We start from the raw sequence: 15,431 nt of genomic DNA on the forward strand, positions 1-15,431 counted from the left end.
TCCGTCGGCCAATTCGCCCTACCCCCTCTTTTGCACGAACCTGGCCATTTGCCATCGGTCCTACCGCTCTCATCGTAGTAGGGAACCCCTGATGGAAGATTATCTGTTGGCCTTCGCCATGGTCGCTCTGACCGCCCTGTTCATAGGTCTCACTACCGTCGGTCTGGTGGAATTCACCTGATGGCGTTTTGCCGCTTTTAGCGCTGAACATTTGCCCCGCAGCGCAGTCTGCCGCTGTGCATTGATGCCATCACGTCATCTCGACGTAGCCAGGGACGCCACCATGAAACGCCACGCTTACGCCTTAGCCTTCGTTGCAGCCGTCGTATGCAGTACCCCCGCCTTCGCCATGGACCAGGATGCCCTACAGTTCGAGCAGGCCAGCATGCTTGCCTTCAAGAGTTGCGCGAACAAGGCAGTCATCGCCGGTACCCGCATCGGCGACACCGCACGTTTCTCCGATACCGACAGCTGTGTCGACCAGGCCCTGTCGCAGGTCGAGCCCGCCTACCAGAAGGCGCTGACCTCCCTGCGAAACAACGGTACCGCACGACGCTGCCTGCAGACCTACTACAGCAATTGGCTGACCCTCATGAAATCCCTGCCGGCGCTGCAGTCCAAGCCGCCGTCCTCGGTACTGCTGACCGCCAACGGTGGCGAGCGGCGGCTCAACCAGTACTGGCAATTCGTGGTCAGCGCACGCTGAACCCAGGCGCGCCAGCCTAGGGGAGCACTGCTCCCCTTTTTCATTTCAGCCGATGGCGACATGGCCCGGTTGCGCTGCGACCCGGCCCAGCCAGGCGCTGATCGCCGGAAAATCGTCCAGCGCAAAGCCGCCCTCCTCGGCCACATGGGTATAGGCATAGAGCGCGATATCGGCGATGGAGTAGCACTCGCCGACCAGGAAAGGCGTTCGCTGCAACTGCTGCTCCATCACTGCCAGCGCCCGGTAACCACGCGTCAGGCACTGTCGATGCTCGGCTCGACGCTCCTCTGGCATTCCCTGGTAGAGCTGGATGAAGCGTGCCACCGCCACATAGGGCTCGTGACTGTACTGTTCGAAGAATTGCCACTGCAGCACCTGGGTCCGTAGCCGGGGCTCGCGGGGCAGAAAGGTCGTGCCTTCGGCCAGGAAATTGAGGATGGCGTTGGACTCCCACAGGCAGGTGCCGTCTTCCAGTTCCAGTACCGGAATCTTGCCGTTGGGATTCTTTGCCAGGAACGCCTCGCGCTGGGTTTCACCGGCGAGGATATCGATCTCGTGCCAGTGATAGTCCAGCCCTAGCAGGTGCAGCATCAGCACCACCTTGTAGCAGTTGCCGGAACGACGATCGCCATAGACCTGATACATCTCACAGCTCCTTGTTGGTAGGGGTGGCGTCCCGAATCACGCCCGCCAGGCGCGCCAGGCCGGTATCCAGCCGCGCGGGCAGCACATGACTGAAATTGAGTCGTAGCAGACCAGGGTGTCGATCCGGATCGGCGAAGAAGGGCTCACCCGGCATGAAGGCGACATCCTGTGCCAGCGCCCTGTCCAGCAGCGTACGGGTATCCAGTGGCGTTTTCAGTCGCAGCCAGAAAAACAGGCCACCCTGGGGTAGCTCCCAGTCGGCGATATCGCTGAAGTGTCGCGTGAGCGCCGCGGCGAAACCGTCCCGGCGCTCGCGATAGAAACTGCGCAACTCGGCCAGGTGCCGCTCATAACGCTCACTGCCCAGCCACTGCAGCACCTGCCATTGGCTCATGCGGCAGGTATGCAGATCGGCGGCCTGCTTGAGGGCTCTTAGCGGCTGGAGCAGGTCGGGTGAGGCGATCAGATAGCCCACCCGCAAACCAGGCATCAGCGACTTGGACAGACTGCCGGTATGGATCCAGGCGCTGCGCTTGAGCTGAGCGCACAGCGGCCGCGCCGGTGCGCCGTCGTAGCTGAGTTCGCGATAGGGCTCGTCCTCGACCAGGGTCACCGCGAATTCATCCAGCAGCGCCGCCACCGCCGCGCGATTGGCCGTGGAATAACGCACGCCGGAGGGATTCTGGAAGGTCGGGATCAGATAGGCGAACGCTGGCCGCTGCTGCTCCAGGCGTTCACGCAGCTCCTCCAGATCGAGCCCCTCGGAGGTCAGGCTGACACCCAGGCACTCAGCGCCAAAGAACTGGAAGCTCTGCAGGGCCGCCAGGTAAGTAGGCCCTTCCACCAGTACCGGGGTGCCGACGTCGAGGTACAGCTTGGCGATCAGATCCAGCGCCTGCTGTGAGCCCGTGGTCACCAGCACCTGTTCCGCCGTGCAGTCCAGCCCATAGGCACGCGCCTGGGCGGCGATGGCCTCGCGTAGCGCCGGTTCACCCTCGCTCATGCCGTACTGCCCAAGCCCGGGTGGCATTCCACTCCAGTCCACGGTGGGCAGACAACACTCAGCCGGCAGGCCACCGGCGAAGGACATCACCTCCGGCCGCTGTGCCGCCGCCAGGATGTCACGGATCAGGCTGCTCTTGAGTCGGGTCACCCGTTCGGAAAATGCCATCTGCCCTCCTGTGGCCCGCGGCCTGGCAATGAGTCAAACTACTTGACCGACCCTAATCCACCCTTGAAAGACAAGTCAATATGCTTGACCTAAATCAGACCACCCAGCAGCGCCTGGTCATGGAGACCTTTTTCTTCGGTTACCAGGCCTTCACCGCCAAGGCCGACGACATGCTGGCCCGCCGCGGACTGAGCCGAGTGCACCAGCGCATCCTGTTCTTCATCGCCCGCGAACCCGGGCTGAGCAACAAAGCCTTGCTGGAGGTGCTCAACGTCAGCAAGCAGGCGCTGAACATCCCGCTGCGGCAGTTGCTGGAGATGCAACTCGTGATCATGGAGACGGATACCGCGGACAAGCGTAAACGGCGGCTGTCGCTGACCCGTGGCGGTGCGGCGCTGGAACAGACCCTGAGACGGGAACAGATGCGGCTGGTGCAAGCGGCCCTGGGCGCAGTCGGCCCGGACGCCGCCGCGGGTTGGCTGGCGTTCAATCAGGCCTTGGCCGGCCATCACGATACCGAGGCTGTTAGCCAGGACAGTTGAGAACACCTGATCGATCATGCAGAACTGTATCGGTCGTTCGCGGCCTTGGTGTACGGATACCGCCTGTCGACGCCTGGCTAAGCTGGCGCAAAGCCCAGGAATGTCCTCATGACCGTCGAACTGCTCTCTGCCTTCATGCTCTTCGCCTTTGTCTCCTCCGCCACGCCGGGCCCCAACAACATGATGCTGCTGGCATCAGGGGTCAACTTCGGCTTCCGGCGTACCCTGCCGCACATGTTCGGCATCAGCCTCGGTCATATGCTGCTGGTCATCTGTACCGGCCTGGGCCTGGGCCAGCTGTTCGTGCTCTATCCACCCCTGCAGATCGCCTTGCGGGTGATTGGTGGCGCCTACCTGCTCTATCTGGCCTGGAAACTGGCTACCGCGTCAGCGCCCACACCACGAGAGACAGGTAGCGGCAAGCCCTTCGGCTTCTTTCAGGCCGCGGCCTTCCAGTGGGTGAATCCCAAGGCCTGGGTCATGGCCATCGGCGCCGTCACCGCCTATATCCCGGCCGAGAACTTCACCGGCAACCTGTTGCTGGTCGCCGTGCTCTTCGCCCTGATCAACCTGCCCAGCGTCAGCCTCTGGACGCTGTTCGGCATGGGCTTGCGGCGGCTGCTCAGCAGTCCTGCGCGACTGCGATTGTTCAATTGGAGCATGGCGCTGCTGCTGGTACTGTCCCTCTACCCCATCCTGTTTGGCCATCACTGAGGCTCGCCATGCACGCTGCTCCGCAACGGCTGACACCTCTGGCCGATAGCTCTCCCGCCGCCGTGGTCGCCGGTTTCGTCGCCATGCTGGTGGGCTACACCAGCTCCCTGGTGCTGATGTTCCAGGCCGGTCAGAACGCCGGCCTGAGCACCGGACAGATTTCCTCCTGGATCTGGGCGCTGTCCATCGGCATGGCCGTGACCACCATCGGCCTCTCGCTGAAGTACCGCACCCCCATCGTCATCGCCTGGTCGACTCCGGGCGCCGCCCTGCTGGTCACCAGCCTGCCGTCGGTGCCCTACAGCGATGCCATCGGCGCCTTCGTGATCTGCGCGGTGCTACTTGCCCTCTGCGGCCTGACCGGTAGCGTCGACCGCCTGCTGCGCCGGGTGCCGCCAGCGCTCGCCGCCGCCCTCCTGGCAGGCATCCTGTTTCGCATCGGCATCGAGATCTGTACTGCGGTCCAGCACCAGACCGCGCTGGTACTGGGCATGGCCCTCGCCTATCTGGTGGCCAAGCGGCTGTGGCCGCGCTATTGCGTACTGGTGGCTCTGATGGTCGGCCTCATGCTGGCCGCCGGGCTGGGCCTGCTGGACTTCCATGGCTTGCGGCTGGAGCTGGCCGTCCCGGTATGGACCGTGCCGACCTTTTCCCTGGCTGCAACCATCGGCATCGCCATCCCGCTGTTCGTGGTGGCCATGGCCTCCCAGAACATGCCCGGTATCGCCGTGCTGCGTACCGATGGCTACGACGTACCGGCTTCGCCGCTGATCGCCACCACAGGGATCGCTTCACTGCTACTGGCCCCCTTCGGCTCTCACGGCATCAACCTGGCGGCTATCAGCGCCGCGATCTGCACCGGCCCTCAGGCCCATGAAGATGCCAGCAAGCGCTACACCGCCGCGGTCTGGTGCGGCCTCTTCTATGGCATGGCCGGTCTGTTCGGCGCGACCCTGGCGGCGCTGTTCGCCTCCCTGCCGGGCGAACTGGTAATCTCGGTGGCCGCGCTGGCCCTGCTAGGTTCCATCATGAACGGCCTGCATGGCGCCCTGGCCGACCCTGGCCAGCGCGAACCGGCGCTGATCACCTTTTTGGTCACTGCATCGGGGCTGACGCTGGCCGGCATCGGCTCCGCCTTCTGGGGCCTGGTGGCTGGTCTTTTGGCCAGTTTGCTACTCACCGCACGCCGCTAGGAAACCTCAGCCCCTCCTGACCGGTCGGAACTGGATCCTTCACGTCAGGAGAACACCATGTCCCGTACCAATCGCCAGTTCCTGCTCGCCAAGCGCCCGTCCGGAGAACCCACCGCCGACACCTTCGAGCGCGTCGAGCAGCCAGTCGGCGAACCCGGCGCCGGTCAGGTGCTGATCAAGAACCTGTTTCTCTCTCTCGACCCAGCCATGCGTGGCTGGATGAACGAAGGCAAGTCCTATATCAAGCCCATCGGCATCGGCGAGGTCATTCGCGCGCTGGGCGTGGGTGAGGTGGTCGCATCCAACCACCCGGATTTCAAGACCGGCGACACGGTCAACGGCATGCTCGGCATCCAGGACTACTACCTCGGCGACCCCCAAGGCTTCTACAAGGTGGATCCGAGCAAGGCCAGCCTGCCTCAGTATCTCTCGGTGCTCGGCATGACCGGTCTGACCGCCTACTTCGGTCTGCTGGAGGTCGGTGAGCCCAAGGCTGGCCAGACCATCGTGGTCTCCGGCGCTGCCGGTGCGGTGGGCAGCATGGTCGGCCAGATCGGCAAGCTCAAGGCCTGCCACGTAGTGGGCATCGCCGGCGGCGCGGAAAAATGCCGCTATCTGATCGAGGAACTGGGCTTCGACGCCGCCATCGACTACAAGGCTGAGCCGGATCTGGCGGCTGCGCTGCGTCGCGAATGCCCCAACGGTATCGACGTCTATTTCGACAACGTCGGCGGCGAAACCCTGGATGCGGTGCTGACACAGATCAACTTCCGCGCGCGGGTGGTGCTCTGTGGCGCCATCAGCCAGTACAACAGCGACAAGGTCCAGGGCCCGCAGAACTACCTGGCGCTGCTCAGCAACCGGGCACGCATGGAAGGTTTCATCGTGCTGGACCACGCCGCTCGCTACGCCGAAGCCCAACAGCAGCTGGCGATCTGGCTGGCCGATGGTCAGCTCAAATCCCGCGAGCACGTGGTGGAAGGCCTGGATACCTTCCCCGAGACCCTGATGAAGCTGTTCTCTGGCGAGAACTTCGGCAAGCTGGTTCTCAAGGTCTGAACTAGGCGTCGGAAAATCGTCACGAGCGGGCCGCTTTGGCGGTCCGCTTGGGTAAAAGACGTCAACTTACAGACGGCCACTGGCCAGCATATCGCTAAGTAGTTGATTTCATTGATTCTCCTGAGCTGGCACGGTTCTCGCTGTAGCGAGGCCATCGGCCAAGGAGAACAGGCATGGTCCCGCCCTCATCCAACACCATCAATCTCGATCGCGCGCGTCAACAGCGTAACGCCAGTCAGGCTGCCTTCAGCCGCGAAAGCAACCCTGAGGTCCTTGGCACGCTACGCCAACGCCTGACCTCCATGCTGCAGTCGTCCCTGGATCTCGAACGGGTGCTGCAGCTCTTCCAGCAGGAAGTGGGCACCCTCATCGAGCTACCCGGACTCAGCTACCGCCATGCGCGAGAAGACGTGGCCATCCGCCTCGGTCTGGAAGAAGGTCATCAGGTGCATTACCACCTGAGCCAGGGTGACATCCGCCTGGGCGACCTGAGCTTCATCCGTCACGACCCGTTTCGAGACAACGAACTCTCGGCCCTGGAATACCTGCTCGGCAGCCTGATGTTTCCCCTTCGCAACGCCCTGCTCTATCGCGAGGCCTTGAACAATGCCCTCCGCGATCCTCTGACTGGCGTCGGCAACCGCAGCGCCCTGGATCGTGCCCTGGTACGCGAACTTGAGCTGTCACGGCGTACCCAACAGCCGCTGTCGCTGCTGATGCTGGATCTGGATCACTTCAAGCGCGTCAATGACCGCTTCGGCCACAGCGTGGGTGACGATGTGTTGCGCCAGACCGCCTGCACGCTCGGCAACAGCCTGAGAAGCATGGACATGGTCTTTCGCTTTGGCGGCGAGGAATTCTGCGTTCTGCTCTCAGCCACCGGCAATGAGGCGGCGCGGATCGTGGCCGAACGTCTGAGGGCGGCAGTGGAGGCTCAGGGTACGACGGATGGGGTCATTCCACTGCCGGTGACCCTGAGCATCGGTCTGGCGACCTTGAGAGAAGTAGAGTCGCCGCGCTGCTTGGTGCTGCGCGCGGATCAAGCCCTGTACCAGGCCAAGGCCGAGGGCCGCAATCGCCTTTGCAGCCTGGCCTGAAGGTCGCCTGTAGCCAGGCGACCGTTATTGCTTAACGGCGACCGCCCTTGCCAGTACCGCCACCGCTGGGTCCACGACGCGGGGCGATGCCCGGCGAGGTACGGCCCTTGCTTACCGGCTTGCGTCCCATCTCGCTGGGCCGTTCAGCCACGGCAGAGCCTTGGGGCTTGCTGGTCTTGCTGGTCTTGTTGCGCGAACCCCGACCGGCATCGATCGGCCGCGCGGTCTTGCGCTGCTGACGCTCGATCTTTTCCTTGGTCTTACCCCCCATGGACGGGAGCGCTACCGGTGGCAGGCCGACTTCGCCCGCGAGGATGTCGATCTCCGCCTGGTTCATTTCGCGCCAGCGTCCAACCGGCAGATCGCTGGTCATGAATACCGGACCGAAACGCACGCGCTTCAGACGGCTCACCACCAGGCCCTGGGATTCCCACAGCCGGCGTACTTCGCGGTTGCGGCCTTCCATCACCACGCAATGGAACCAGTGGTTGAAGCCATCACCCTCAGGTGCCTGCTGGACGTCGGTGAAGCGCGCAGGACCGTCTTCGAGGATCACCCCGTTCTTCAGGCGCAGCAGCATCTCTTCGGTCACCTCGCCGCGGACCCGTACCGCGTACTCACGGTCCATCTGGTAGGACGGGTGCATCAGCCGGTTGGCCAATTCGCCATCGGTGGTGAACAGCAGCAGGCCGGTGGTGTTGATGTCCAGGCGACCGACGTTGATCCAGCGACCCTGCTTGGGCTTGGGCAATCGATCGAACACGGTAGGCCGACCTTCGGGGTCGTCACGGGTGCAGATCTCGCCTTCGGGCTTGTTGTAGATCAGCACACGCCGTACCACTTCCTCGGCCTGATCGCGCTTGAGCAGGCGCCCGTCCACCGCGATGGCGTCCTTGGGCATGACCCTCAGACCCAGGGGGGCGACCACCCCGTTGACCTTGATGCGGCCTTCGCCGATCCAGGCTTCGACGTCGCGACGCGAGCCAACGCCCAGGCGCGACAGCACCTTCTGCAGCTTTTCGCCGGCTGGCGCAGGTGGGGTTTCGTCGAGGGATTCGTTTTGGAGATTCTTGTCGAGGGTCATCAGGCACCTCCCGGTGTAGTGGACGACAAAGGCACCGCGGAACGGGCACCAGGAAAAAGACAGGGGCGCATGATAGCGCCCCTGCTCGCGCCAGCCTAGCGAGTGTGGCGTCTCAGAAGTTGACTGCACAATCTTGGCGGCGCTTTTTCGGCTTTGGCGGCGTTGCCACTTCTCGCCATAGCCCTGCTATGACTCCTCCCGGCGCCTCGCCACATCGGAGCGCCGAACCGCCAAAAAATCACTCGCCAATTCTTGCACGAACTTCAGAGACACCACACTAGCCTGGCAGGTGACGAATGGCCGCAGTATCAGTCGAGCGTCGCCAGGGCGTCGCGGCAGAGCTGTTCGACGCGCGTCCAGTCCTTGGCCTTCACCACATCGCCGGGCAGCATCCAGCTACCGCCCACGCACAGCAAGTTCGGCTGCTGGAAGTAGTTCTTCACATTGCCCGGATTGACGCCACCGGTGGGGCAGAATTTGAGCTCGGCGAAGGGACCGGCGAAGGCTTTAAGTGCATCCACGCCTCCATAGACGTTGGCGGGGAACAGCTTGAAGCGGCGATAGCCAAGGCGGTACGCCTGCATGGTCTCCGACGGCGTGGCGATGCCTGGCAGCAGCGGAATGGGTGCCGAAACCCCAGCCTGGAGGATCTCCTCGGTGGTACCGGGTGTGACGATGAACTGGGCACCGGCCTCGACCGCCGCCTCGAACATCCGCACATCGAGCACCGTGCCGACCCCGACGTCCAGCTCGGGACGTTCCTGACGCAGCAGACGCACCGCATCCAACCCATGGGCTGATCTCAGGGTGATCTCCAGCGCAGTGAGACCACCCGCGGCCATGGCGTCGGCGAACGGCAATACGTCGGCCGGATCGTTGATCACGATCACCGGCAGGATTCGCGCGCGGGCGCACAGGGCATCTAGGGTCGCGATCTTGTTCTGCATGTCCAAAACTCAACTCCTCGTCAGGGGCACCAATAGACGACCAGGGGTTCGCGCAGGAACGCCTTGATCGGAGTGGCCAGCTCGTCGCCCTCGGCCAGAGCGGTTTCCAGTACCTGTCGCTTGCCCGCGCCTTGGACGGCGAGGATCTGCTGACGGGCGCGGCTCAGATAGGCACGGCTCAAGGTGATCCGGGTCTGGGGCGCGGATGGCGCTACGCCGGGAAAGCTCAAGCGTTCGCTGGTCGGGTCCAGGGCCTCTTCCAGGCCAGGACTACCCGGGAACAGCGAGGCGGTGTGGGCGTCATCGCCCATTCCCAGGACCAAGACATCAGGGGTCGCCAAGGCATCGCGCAGGCGGGCCTCGGTCAGGGCCATGCCCTCTTCCGTGGTCGCCGCTGGCGTGTAGAGATCGACGAAACCCGCAGCAGCGGCCGGTCCCTGGAAGAGGTGCTTGCGCAACAGGCCGCCATTGCTGTCGGGATGGTCGCCTGGCACCCAACGCTCATCGGCCAGGGTGACCAGCACCTTGGACCAGTCGAGGTCGGCCTGGGCCAGACGCTCCAGGAAAGGCACCGGACTGCGGCCACCGGAAACGATCAGCAGCGCTTCGCCACGGGCAGCCAGGGCTTCGCGCAGCGCCGCGGTGACCGTCTCGGCCAGCGCCGCGGCGTGGGCCTCGCGGTCGGGCCATTCGTGCAGGGTCACACCCTGCCCCAGATCAGATGTCGCCATACCAGGATCTCCCGTCTCGTGCGATCAATGCGATGGAGGTCAGCGGACCCCAGCTGCCGGCGGCATAGGACTTGGGCGAATCGCCCATCTTCGACCAGCCGTCCATCAGCTGATCGCACCATTTCCAGGCCGCTTCGATTTCGTCCTTGCGAACGAACAGCGACTGGTTGCCCTGCATGACTTCCAGCAGCAGCCGCTCATAGGCATCCGGCGTACGCAGGTGCTTGAAGGTCTCGGAGAAGTTGAGTTGCAGCGGACCACTGCGCAGTTGCATGCCCTTGCGCAGGCCCTGGTCCTTGCTCATCACCTGCAGCGAGATGCCCTCATCCGGCTGGATGCGGATGATCAGGCGGTTGCTGATCAGGCTGCGTTGCTCCGGCGCGAAGATGTAGTGTGGTGGTTCCTTGAAGTGGATGACGATCTGCGACAGCTTCTGCGGCATGCGCTTGCCGGTGCGCAGATAGAAAGGCACACCGGACCAGCGCCAGTTGCGGATATCCGCGCGGATGGCGACAAAGGTCTCGGTGCGGCTTTCGGTATTGGAGTTGGGCTCTTCCAGGTAGCCCGGTACCGGCTTGCCATCGCTGTAGCCCGAGGTGTACTGCCCCAGGACCACGCGGCTGGCCAGCTGATCGGCGGTGATGGGCTCCAGTGCCTTGAGCACCTTGACCTTCTCGTCGCGGATGCTATCGGCCGAAAGATCCGCCGGCGGATCCATGGCGGTCAGGCAGAGCAGCTGTAGCAGATGGTTCTGCACCATGTCGCGCAACTGACCGGCCTGGTCGAAATAGCCCCAGCGACCTTCGATACCGACCTTCTCGGCCACGGTGATTTCCACGTGGGAGATGTAGTTCTGGTTCCACTGGGTCTCGAACAGGCTGTTGGCGAAACGCAGGGCGATGAGGTTCTGGACGGTTTCCTTGCCCAGGTAGTGGTCGATGCGATAGACGCGGTCTTCAGGGAAGAAACGTGCCACGGCATCGTTGACCACCTTGGAGGATTCCAGGTCATAACCGATGGGCTTTTCCATCACCACCCGGGTACGCTCGCACAGACCGACGGCGGCGAGGTTCTCGCAGATGGCACTGTAGACCAACGCCGGAGTGGCAAAATAGGCGATCAGCGGGGCGGTCTCGCCCACATCCTCCGCCAGTCCCGTATAGTCTTCGCGATTGCGGAAATCGATGGCGCGATAGCCCAGGCGAGCGCGCATCCGGGTCCATACCGCTTCGTCCCAATCGGCTTTGGGCACATAGTGGCGCAGACGCTCCTCGATGTGCTCAAGCTGCTTGACCCCATCGCCCTGGTCACGCGCCAGCGCCATGATGCGGGTATCCTCGTGCAGCAGACCTTCACGATCCAGCTGATACAGGGCAGGGAAAAGTTTGCGTAGGGCCAGATCGCCCAACGCGCCGAAGATTGCCAGGGTACAGGGTAGAACTCGGACGCCAGCCATAAATATTCGTTCTTTTACTTAAAGTTTGAGATATTCCAGCGCCATCATAGGGGAGCCGGGGCGATTCGCGTAGTCTTTATATTAAAAAATACGGCCCAGAGTCAGCCTGGTCCAAACCTTTTATAGCCTTAGGATAGAGGCACAACAACCACTAGGAGTTCTCATGGATCGTGCCAGCACCCTGCTGCAAACCATCCAGACCCGTATCGGCGAACTCAATCGCGCGGAGCGCAAGGTCGCCGAGGTCATCCTGCAAAATCCCCGGCAGGCCACGCGTTACACCATCGCGGCCCTGGCCCAGGCGGCGCAGGTCAGCGAACCCACGGTCAATCGTTTCTGCCGCTCCCTTGGCGTGAGCGGCTATCCCGAAATGAAGATCCAGCTGGCGCAGAGCATCGCCAGTGGTGCGGTCTACGTCAGTCAGGCGGTGGCCGCCAACGACGGTCCCGAGGCCTATGCGGAAAAGATCTTCAGCAGCACCATCGCCTCGCTGGACAGTGCCCGCCAGCGCCTGGACGCCGGGGTGGTGGATCGCGCGGTCGACCTGTTGATCCAGGCTCGGCAGATCCACTTCTTCGGCCTGGGCGCCTCGGCGCCGGTGGCCCTGGATGCCCAGCACAAGTTCTTTCGCTTCAACATGGCGGTCTCGGCGCATTCGGACGTGCTGATGCAACGGATGCTGGCGTCCATCGCCCGGACTGGCGAGCTGTTCGTGATCATTTCCTATACCGGACGCACCCGTGAGCTGGTGGACGTGGCCAAGCTGGCGCGGGATAACGGCGCCTCGGTGCTCGGCCTCACCGCCAGCAATACCCCGCTGGCCAAGGTCTGTACCCTCAGCCTGGACATCCCGCTGCCGGAAGACACCGACATCTACATGCCCATGACCTCGCGGATCATCCAGCTCACCGTGCTGGACATCCTGGCGACCGGGGTGACCCTCAAGCGCGGCGTGGATTTCCAGCCGCACCTGCGCAAGGTCAAGGAAAGCCTGGTCGCGACCCGCTATCCCTCGGAGCCGGACCAGGGCTGAGGGCACCCAGACCTGCAAGTAAAAGCCTGCTTGCGAGCTCGCACACCGGCATCGAACAAGATCTGGACGAGCCCGCGAAACCGCCCGAGGAAGCCCGCTTACCTTTAGTAAACGAGCTTCCAACAGGGCTGCCTTCCAGCGCATTTTCAACGACGCCTGGCCGACACCAGGCAGACCGCAAGCGGGTTTTCAGATGTCGTCGCGGTGGCTGAACAGGTCCCAGGTCGACATGAACAGCGCCGCGATCAGCGGGCCGATGACGAAGCCGTTGAGACCGAACAGCGACATGCCGCCGATGGTGGAGATCAGCACCACGTAGTCGGGCATCTTGGTGTCCTTGCCCACCAGGATAGGGCGCAAGATGTTGTCCACCAGGCCGATTACCACCACCGCGAAGACGATCAGGATCACTCCCTTGAGCACCGAACCGGTCGCCAGGAAGTAGATCGCCACCGGTACCCAGATCAGCGCCGAGCCGACCGCGGGCAACAGCGATAGGAAGGCCATCAGGGTACCCCAGAGCACCGCGCCCTGGACCCCCAGCACACCCAGGATAAAACCACCCAGAGCGCCCTGTACTGCAGCGACGATGATGTTGCCCTTGACCGTGGCGCGCACCACGGCGGTGAACTTGGCCATCAGGCTGCGCTTGTGCATGTCGCTGAGCGGTATGGCCTTGCGAATCATCGCCACCAGCTGCGAACCGTCGCGCAGCAGGAAGAACAGCAGATAGAGCATCACGCCGAAGCCGATGAGGAACTGGAAGGTGCCCTGGCCAAAGCTGAACGCCTGGGTGGCGACCCATTGACTGCCCTGCATGGCGCCGGTGGACAGCTTCTGGCGGATGCCATCCAGGTCACCAGCGCCAAAGCGCTGCAGGACGCCACGGACCGAGTCCGGTAGCGCACCCCAGACCTGCTGGTAGTACTGGCCGAAATTGAGTTGACCGCTACTGATCTGTTGGTAGAGCAGGGAGCCTTCCTGCACCAGGGAAATGGCGATGAACACCACCGGCAGGATGACGATGAGCAGGATCACGAACAGGGTGCAGAGGGCACCGAGATTACGTCTGTTGTTGAAGCGGCTGACGAACCAGCGCTGCAGGGGGGCGAACAGGATGGCGAGGATGGCCCCCCAGAACACCGCGCCCAGGAAGGGGGTGAGGATCCAGACGAAGGCCAGCGAGACCACCACCAGCAGGATCAGGAACGTCTTGTTTTCCAGCCGAGCACTTTTCATTGGCGTTTCGCGATTCCAAACAAGGAAGACAGGCCTTGCTTAGAGCCTCGGAAGCCGTGGGGTTCCCATAAGCACCCCCAACTCGGCCTGGAGAGGCGCGCCGGAGCTTCCGGCGCGCCTCCGGATCATACACGGAACTGGCGGACCAACCCGTTCAGGCGTTCGCCCAGGCCGACCATCCCGGCGGTGCTCTGGGCCCCCTGCTGAGCACCCTGAGCCATGCTGTCGACGGCATTGGCGATGGTATGGACGCTGCGATTGATCTCCTCGGCCACCGCGGTCTGCTCCTCGGCGGCGCCAGCGATCTGGATGTTCATGGCGTTGATGGTGGCGATCAGCTCGCTGATGGCGGCCAGCGCGGTGCCAGCCTGCTCGGCCTGGGCGGTGGTCGCCTCACCCATGCCACCCGAGCGCTCCATGGCGCCTACCGCACGTCCCGTCGCCTGCTGCAGGCGATCGATCATGCCCTGGATCTCCTGGGTGCTCTGCTGGGTGCGACTGGCCAGCGCCCGCACCTCGTCGGCCACGACGGCGAAGCCGCGACCGGCTTCACCGGCCCGGGCTGCCTCGATGGCGGCGTTGAGGGCCAGGAGGTTGGTCTGTTCGGCGATGGCGCGGATCACATCCAGAACGCCAACGATGGCCCCCACATCCTGCTTGAGGCCGTCGAGGGAGACGCTGCTCTGGCGGACCTCTTCGACCAGTTCATGGATGCGCGTCACGCTGGTGGCAACCGTTTCCCGGGCCAGACGGCCCTGCTCCTCGGTCTCCCGGGTCGCCTCCGAGGCCTTCAGCGCGCTACTGGCCACTTCCTGGGCTGCAGCGGACATCTGGTTGATGGCGGTGGCCACCTGATCGGTTTCGCTGCGCTGACGCTGCATGTCGCGATCGGTGTGCTGGGCCTGCCGAGCGACATCGCCGAGCAGACCGGTGAATTGCTGGGTGATGTCGACGACCTGGCTGATGGTGCCCTGGATCCGATCGACGAAGCGATTGAAGGAGGCAGCGAGCTCACCGATCTCGTCGCGACCGTTGACCGGCAGGCGGCGAGTGAGATCGCCCTCCCCGGCAGCGATGTCGTCGAGATTCTCGCGGATCTGCGCCAGGGGTCTCAGGGTCCGCGCCGCGAAGACGTGCGCCACGATACCGATTACCACCAGCAGCACGCCGGCCACGCCGAGGATCAGCCAGAGCTGGGCACGGGTGCGCTCGGCGACCTGATCGGCTACCGCCGCGACCTCGGCGTCCACACCGTCCAGGTTTACCGCCGACCCTATCACCAGGTCCCACTTGGGCAGGTAATCGGTGTAGGCGAGCTTGGGGACCAGCATGTCCTTGTTGCCAGGCAGCGAGGAGCTGTAGCGGCTGAAGTGAGAGCCGTCCTTGCCGGCACGCACCAACTCCTGGTTGAGGTAGACGCCCGCAGGATCGCGGTTGTCCTTGAAGCTCTTGCCGATGCCGGCCGGGTCATTGCCCTTGAACAGCCGGACGACGTTGGAGTCGTAGCCGAAGATATAGCCGTCCTTGCCATAGCTGATCGACGACAACAGGCGGATGGCCTCCTTGCGCGCCTCGGCATCACCTTCCGCGGCCTTGTCGTACAACGGCTTGACCACGGTCATGGCCGTCTCGACGGTGTTCTGCAACGCACTACGACTCTGGGCCATCAGCCGCTCGCGGGCGTCGGTGACATCCTTGAGTGCCTGCTCATGCAATACCCAGTAGGACAGGCCACCCAGTACAAGGGTAAACAGGCAGACGGGTAGCAAGGCCAACAGGGTAACTTTGACTTTCAGGCTCATGGGTTTCTCCTT

15 protein-coding genes are annotated in these 15,431 nt (G+C 63.5%); 7 read left to right on the top strand and 8 right to left on the bottom strand.

Annotation, left to right across the window (positions count from 1 at the left end; genetic code table 11):
* The first annotated feature begins 283 nt into the window (after positions 1 to 283).
* Complete coding sequence (locus ACUCV0_RS17415) at positions 284 to 706, top strand: hypothetical protein (RefSeq protein ID WP_237140510.1); 423 nt, start codon at positions 284 to 286, stop codon at positions 704 to 706.
* A gap of 45 nt (positions 707 to 751) precedes the next feature.
* On the opposite strand, the gene ACUCV0_RS17420 is transcribed toward ACUCV0_RS17415, so the two are convergent.
* Both ACUCV0_RS17420 and ACUCV0_RS17425 read right to left on the bottom strand, forming a co-directional pair.
* The gene (locus tag ACUCV0_RS17420) at positions 752 to 1,351 is read right to left on the bottom strand and encodes a glutathione S-transferase family protein (RefSeq protein ID WP_482213251.1); all 600 of its coding nucleotides are present in this window, start codon (positions 1,349 to 1,351) and stop codon (positions 752 to 754) included.
* Between the two features lies 1 nt (position 1,352).
* A complete protein-coding gene (locus ACUCV0_RS17425; RefSeq protein WP_482213252.1) occupies positions 1,353 to 2,522 on the bottom strand; it encodes an aminotransferase-like domain-containing protein in 1,170 nt (389 codons plus the stop codon).
* Positions 2,523 to 2,602: 80 nt separating this feature from the next.
* Here ACUCV0_RS17425 and ACUCV0_RS17430 point away from each other — a divergent pair, with 80 nt between their 5' ends.
* The 5 genes from ACUCV0_RS17430 (at position 2,603) to ACUCV0_RS17450 (ending at position 7,127) form a co-directional block, all read left to right on the top strand.
* Positions 2,603 to 3,064: a MarR family transcriptional regulator gene (locus ACUCV0_RS17430; protein WP_313649376.1), complete on the top strand. Its 462-nt coding sequence runs from the start codon at positions 2,603 to 2,605 to the stop codon at positions 3,062 to 3,064.
* Between the two features lie 108 nt (positions 3,065 to 3,172).
* The gene (locus ACUCV0_RS17435) at positions 3,173 to 3,778 is read left to right on the top strand and encodes a LysE family translocator (RefSeq protein ID WP_313649377.1); all 606 of its coding nucleotides are present in this window, start codon (positions 3,173 to 3,175) and stop codon (positions 3,776 to 3,778) included.
* An 8-nt stretch (positions 3,779 to 3,786) separates the two neighbouring features.
* The gene (locus tag ACUCV0_RS17440; RefSeq protein WP_434774245.1) at positions 3,787 to 4,971 is read left to right on the top strand and encodes a benzoate/H(+) symporter BenE family transporter; all 1,185 of its coding nucleotides are present in this window, start codon (positions 3,787 to 3,789) and stop codon (positions 4,969 to 4,971) included.
* Between the two features lie 57 nt (positions 4,972 to 5,028).
* A complete protein-coding gene (locus ACUCV0_RS17445; RefSeq protein WP_059314975.1) occupies positions 5,029 to 6,030 on the top strand; it encodes an NADP-dependent oxidoreductase in 1,002 nt (333 codons plus the stop codon).
* A 173-nt stretch (positions 6,031 to 6,203) separates the two neighbouring features.
* Positions 6,204 to 7,127 carry a GGDEF domain-containing protein gene (locus ACUCV0_RS17450; RefSeq protein ID WP_313649379.1) on the top strand — a complete coding sequence of 308 codons (924 nt, stop codon included), beginning with the start codon at positions 6,204 to 6,206 and terminating at the stop codon, positions 7,125 to 7,127.
* A gap of 31 nt (positions 7,128 to 7,158) precedes the next feature.
* Here ACUCV0_RS17450 and rluB read toward each other — a convergent pair whose 3' ends face one another.
* From rluB to zwf, 4 genes are all read right to left on the bottom strand, one after another.
* Positions 7,159 to 8,211 (bottom strand): 23S rRNA pseudouridine(2605) synthase RluB, encoded by a 1,053-nt coding sequence (gene rluB, locus ACUCV0_RS17455; protein ID WP_059314977.1) that lies wholly within the window; start codon positions 8,209 to 8,211, stop codon positions 7,159 to 7,161.
* Positions 8,212 to 8,519: 308 nt separating this feature from the next.
* Entirely contained in the window at positions 8,520 to 9,158 is a 639-nt protein-coding gene (locus tag ACUCV0_RS17460) for a bifunctional 4-hydroxy-2-oxoglutarate aldolase/2-dehydro-3-deoxy-phosphogluconate aldolase (protein ID WP_482213253.1), read from the bottom strand.
* 20 nt (positions 9,159 to 9,178) lie between these two features.
* Positions 9,179 to 9,889: a 6-phosphogluconolactonase gene (gene pgl, locus ACUCV0_RS17465; RefSeq protein ID WP_059314978.1), complete on the bottom strand. Its 711-nt coding sequence runs from the start codon at positions 9,887 to 9,889 to the stop codon at positions 9,179 to 9,181.
* Positions 9,876 to 11,345: a glucose-6-phosphate dehydrogenase gene (gene zwf, locus ACUCV0_RS17470; protein ID WP_059314979.1), complete on the bottom strand. Its 1,470-nt coding sequence runs from the start codon at positions 11,343 to 11,345 to the stop codon at positions 9,876 to 9,878. The genes pgl and zwf overlap by 14 nt, the downstream gene beginning before the upstream one ends.
* Before the next feature lie 163 nt (positions 11,346 to 11,508).
* Here zwf and ACUCV0_RS17475 point away from each other — a divergent pair, with 163 nt between their 5' ends.
* Entirely contained in the window at positions 11,509 to 12,378 is an 870-nt protein-coding gene (locus ACUCV0_RS17475; RefSeq protein ID WP_271654949.1) for a MurR/RpiR family transcriptional regulator, read from the top strand.
* 189 nt (positions 12,379 to 12,567) lie between these two features.
* Here the strand turns inward: ACUCV0_RS17475 and ACUCV0_RS17480 are convergent, their stop codons facing one another.
* Complete coding sequence (locus ACUCV0_RS17480; RefSeq protein ID WP_059314981.1) at positions 12,568 to 13,617, bottom strand: AI-2E family transporter; 1,050 nt, start codon at positions 13,615 to 13,617, stop codon at positions 12,568 to 12,570.
* A gap of 125 nt (positions 13,618 to 13,742) precedes the next feature.
* The gene (locus tag ACUCV0_RS17485; protein WP_482213254.1) at positions 13,743 to 15,419 is read right to left on the bottom strand and encodes a methyl-accepting chemotaxis protein; all 1,677 of its coding nucleotides are present in this window, start codon (positions 15,417 to 15,419) and stop codon (positions 13,743 to 13,745) included.
* Positions 15,420 to 15,431 lie beyond the last annotated feature (12 nt).

This window comes from Pseudomonas sp. VMV1 (genome assembly GCF_056790235.1).

Coding starts and splice junctions, on each gene's coding strand:
- ACUCV0_RS17480 (WP_059314981.1), bottom strand. CDS start 13,617: ATGAAAAGTGCTCGGCTGGAAAACAAGACGTTCCTGATCCTGCTGGTG.
- zwf (WP_059314979.1), bottom strand. CDS start 11,345: ATGGCTGGCGTCCGAGTTCTACCCTGTACCCTGGCAATCTTCGGCGCG.
- ACUCV0_RS17450 (WP_313649379.1), top strand. CDS start 6,204: ATGGTCCCGCCCTCATCCAACACCATCAATCTCGATCGCGCGCGTCAA.
- ACUCV0_RS17485 (WP_482213254.1), bottom strand. CDS start 15,419: ATGAGCCTGAAAGTCAAAGTTACCCTGTTGGCCTTGCTACCCGTCTGC.
- rluB (WP_059314977.1), bottom strand. CDS start 8,211: ATGACCCTCGACAAGAATCTCCAAAACGAATCCCTCGACGAAACCCCA.
- ACUCV0_RS17415 (WP_237140510.1), top strand. CDS start 284: ATGAAACGCCACGCTTACGCCTTAGCCTTCGTTGCAGCCGTCGTATGC.
- ACUCV0_RS17420 (WP_482213251.1), bottom strand. CDS start 1,351: ATGTATCAGGTCTATGGCGATCGTCGTTCCGGCAACTGCTACAAGGTG.
- ACUCV0_RS17475 (WP_271654949.1), top strand. CDS start 11,509: ATGGATCGTGCCAGCACCCTGCTGCAAACCATCCAGACCCGTATCGGC.
- ACUCV0_RS17460 (WP_482213253.1), bottom strand. CDS start 9,158: ATGCAGAACAAGATCGCGACCCTAGATGCCCTGTGCGCCCGCGCGCGA.
- ACUCV0_RS17445 (WP_059314975.1), top strand. CDS start 5,029: ATGTCCCGTACCAATCGCCAGTTCCTGCTCGCCAAGCGCCCGTCCGGA.
- ACUCV0_RS17440 (WP_434774245.1), top strand. CDS start 3,787: ATGCACGCTGCTCCGCAACGGCTGACACCTCTGGCCGATAGCTCTCCC.
- pgl (WP_059314978.1), bottom strand. CDS start 9,889: ATGGCGACATCTGATCTGGGGCAGGGTGTGACCCTGCACGAATGGCCC.
- ACUCV0_RS17435 (WP_313649377.1), top strand. CDS start 3,173: ATGACCGTCGAACTGCTCTCTGCCTTCATGCTCTTCGCCTTTGTCTCC.
- ACUCV0_RS17425 (WP_482213252.1), bottom strand. CDS start 2,522: ATGGCATTTTCCGAACGGGTGACCCGACTCAAGAGCAGCCTGATCCGT.
- ACUCV0_RS17430 (WP_313649376.1), top strand. CDS start 2,603: ATGCTTGACCTAAATCAGACCACCCAGCAGCGCCTGGTCATGGAGACC.